The following is a 3,040-nucleotide window of genomic DNA, read 5'->3' on the forward strand; positions in this document are numbered from 1 at the left end:
CGTTCGCGTCGGACGGTGGCCGTCTCTACCGCACCGGTGATGTGGTGCGCTGGTCGCAGGACGGTCAGGTCGAGTACCTGGGCCGGGCGGACGAGCAGGTCAAGGTCCGTGGTTTCCGTATCGAGCTGGGCGAGGTCCAGTCGGTGCTGGCCGCCCACCCGGAGGTCGCCCAGGCGGTCGTCATCGCCCGCGAGGACGTGCCGGGGGACAAGCGCCTGGTCGCCTACGTGGTCCCGAGCGACGGCGCGTCGGCCGGTGAACTGCCGTCCCGGGTCGTCGGCTTCGCGAGCGACTGCCTGCCGTCCTACATGGTGCCCTCGGCGGTCGTGGTCCTGGACGCGCTGCCGCTGAACGTCAACGGCAAGCTCGACCGCAAGGCCCTGCCCGCGCCGGACTACTCGGCGGGCAAGGCGGGGGCCGGGCGCGGGCCGTCGAACCTGCGGGAGGAGCTGCTGTGCGGCGTGTTCGCACAGGTCCTGGGCCTTCCCGAGGTGGGCGTGCACGACGACTTCTTCGCCCTGGGCGGCCACTCCCTGCTCGCGGTGCGTCTGATCAGCCGGGTCCGTACCGTCCTGGGCATCGAGGTCCCGCTGCGGGCCCTGTTCGAGACCCCGACCGTGGCCGGTCTCGCCGCCGGCCTGATGGGTGCCGGGCAGGCGCGGCCGGCGCTGACGGCCGGTGAGCGGACGGAGCGGGTGCCGCTCTCCTTCGCTCAGCAACGACTCTGGTTCATTGGTCAGTTAGAGGGTCCGAGCTCGACGTACAACATCCCGTTCGCGCTGCGGATGGCGGGTGACGTCGACCGGGACGCGCTCGGTCTCGCCTTCCGGGACGTGATCGGGCGGCATGAGGTCCTGCGGACCGTCTTCCCGACGGCCGAGGGCGGCGAGCCGTACCAGAGTGTCGTCGAACTCGCCGACCTCGATTGGCAGTTGGGTGTCATCGAGGTGGCGCCGACGGAGCTGGACGCCGCCGTGGCCGAGGCGGAGGCGTACGCCTTCGACCTCTCGGCCGAGGCGCCGATCCGGGCCACGCTGTTTGAGGCCGGACCCGACGAGCGAGTGCTGGTCGTGGTGCTCCACCACATCGCGGGCGACGGCTGGTCGACGGCCCCGCTGGCCCGGGACCTGTCCACGGCCTACGCGGCACGGAGTGCGGGCGAGGCCCCGGATTGGACGCCGCTGCCGGTCCAGTACGCGGACTACGCGCTGTGGCAGCGGGAACTGCTCGGCGACGAGTCCGACGCCGACAGCGTGATCGCGCACCAAATGGCGTACTGGCGCGAGGCGTTGGCAGACTCGCCGGAAGAGCTGGCGCTGCCCTTCGACCGGTCGCGTCCGGCGGTCGCGTCCCACGTCGGTCACCGCGTGCCGGTGGAGATCCCGGCCGAGGTGCACGCACGGCTCGTGGAGGTGGCTCGCGCCGGGGGCGTGACCCCCTTCATGGCGCTACAGGCTGCGCTGGCGATGCTGCTGTCGCGACTGGGCGCGGGTACGGACATCCCGATCGGCTCGGCGAACGCCGGCCGCACGGACGAGGCCCTGGACGATCTGGTCGGCTTCTTCATCAACACCCTTGTGGTGCGGACGGATCTGTCCGGCGACCCGACCTTCCGCGAGGTCCTGGACCGGGTGCGGGAGGCGAGCCTCTCCGCCCTGGCCCACCAGGAGGTGCCGTTCGAGCGGCTGGTGGAGGAGCTGGCGCCCTCGCGCTCGATGGCCCGACACCCGCTGTTCCAGGTCCAGTTGGACCTCCAGAACAATGCCGAGGCGGTCCTCGATCTCCCCGGCGCGGAAGGCGGTGGCACGTCCTCGGACACTGCCGTGGCGAAGTTCGACGTCGAGGTCCGGCTCACCGAGACCTACGACGAGCAGGGCGCACCAGCCGGCGTCTGGGGCCAGGTGGTCGCGGCGGCGGACCTGTTCGACCGGGACACCGTCACGGGACTTCGCGAGCGCTTCGTTCGTGTCCTGGGTCTGCTGGTCGGCGACCCGCAGGTCCGGCTGAGCACCCTTGAGGTGGTGGGGGAGGACGAGCGGCGTCGGGTGCTGGAGGAGTGGAATGACACTGCCGTGGACCTTGGGTCGATGCTGGTGCCGGAGCTGTTTGCGGCGCAGATGGGGCGGACTCCGGACGCGGCGGCGGTCGTCGCGGACGGCGAGACGGTCTCGTACGCGGAGCTGGACGCGCGGGCGAACCGGCTGGCTCACTATCTGGTCGGTCAGGGGGTGGGTGCGGAGTCGCTGGTGGGTCTGTGTCTGCCGCGTGGGATCGAGACGGTGGTGGCGATCCTCGCGGCCTGGAAGGCGGGGGCTGGTTATCTGCCGATCGATCCGGAGTATCCGGCTGAGCGGATCGGGTTCATGCTGGCCGACAGCGGTGCGGCTCTGACGCTGACGACCGAGGAGATCCTGGACGATCTTCCGGCTGGTCGGAACCGCTTCGTGGCGCTGGACAGCACGCTGGTGGAGATGCAGCTGGCCGCGGCTTCTGTCGACTCGCCGGAGGTGGGGGTCGCGGCCGAGGGGCTTGCGTACGTCATCTACACCTCGGGCTCGACCGGCCGCCCGAAGGGTGTGGCTGTCACTCACAAGGGCCTCGCGAACTATGTGTCCTGGGCTGCGGACGCGTACCGCATGAATGGTGGCGGGGGTGCTCCGCTGCACTCCTCGCTCGCCTTCGACCTGACCGTGACCAGCGTTCTGGTGCCGCTGGTCACCGGCTCCGCGGTGGTCGCCAGCGAGACGGGTGGTGCCGAGGGGCTGGCCGAACTGATCAAGGACCCCGGCACCTTCGGCCTGGTCAAGGCGGTCCCCGCCCACCTGCCGCTCCTGACGGAGATGCTGACCGAGGCCCAGGCCTCCCAGGCAGCCCGCTGCTGGATCGTCGGTGGTGAGGCTCTGCCCGGCACGGTCGTCCGCGACTGGTTCTCCCGGGCTCCGGAGTCCGTGATCGTCAATGAGTACGGGCCGACGGAGACGGTGGTCGGTTGCTGTGTCTTCGAGATCTCGGCCGGTCAGGAGGTCGGGGAGTCCGTGCC

The 3,040-nt window shown here is 70.8% G+C and carries 1 protein-coding gene; it reads left to right on the forward strand.

Annotated features, from left to right (window positions below; genetic code table 11):
• The coding region (locus IEZ15_RS43585) for a condensation domain-containing protein (protein ID WP_189282465.1) at positions 1-3,040 on the forward strand (3,040 nt) is incomplete at both ends.

The sequence above is a fragment of the Streptomyces atratus genome, assembly GCF_014648655.1.
Classification (GTDB): domain Bacteria; phylum Actinomycetota; class Actinomycetes; order Streptomycetales; family Streptomycetaceae; genus Streptomyces; species Streptomyces atratus.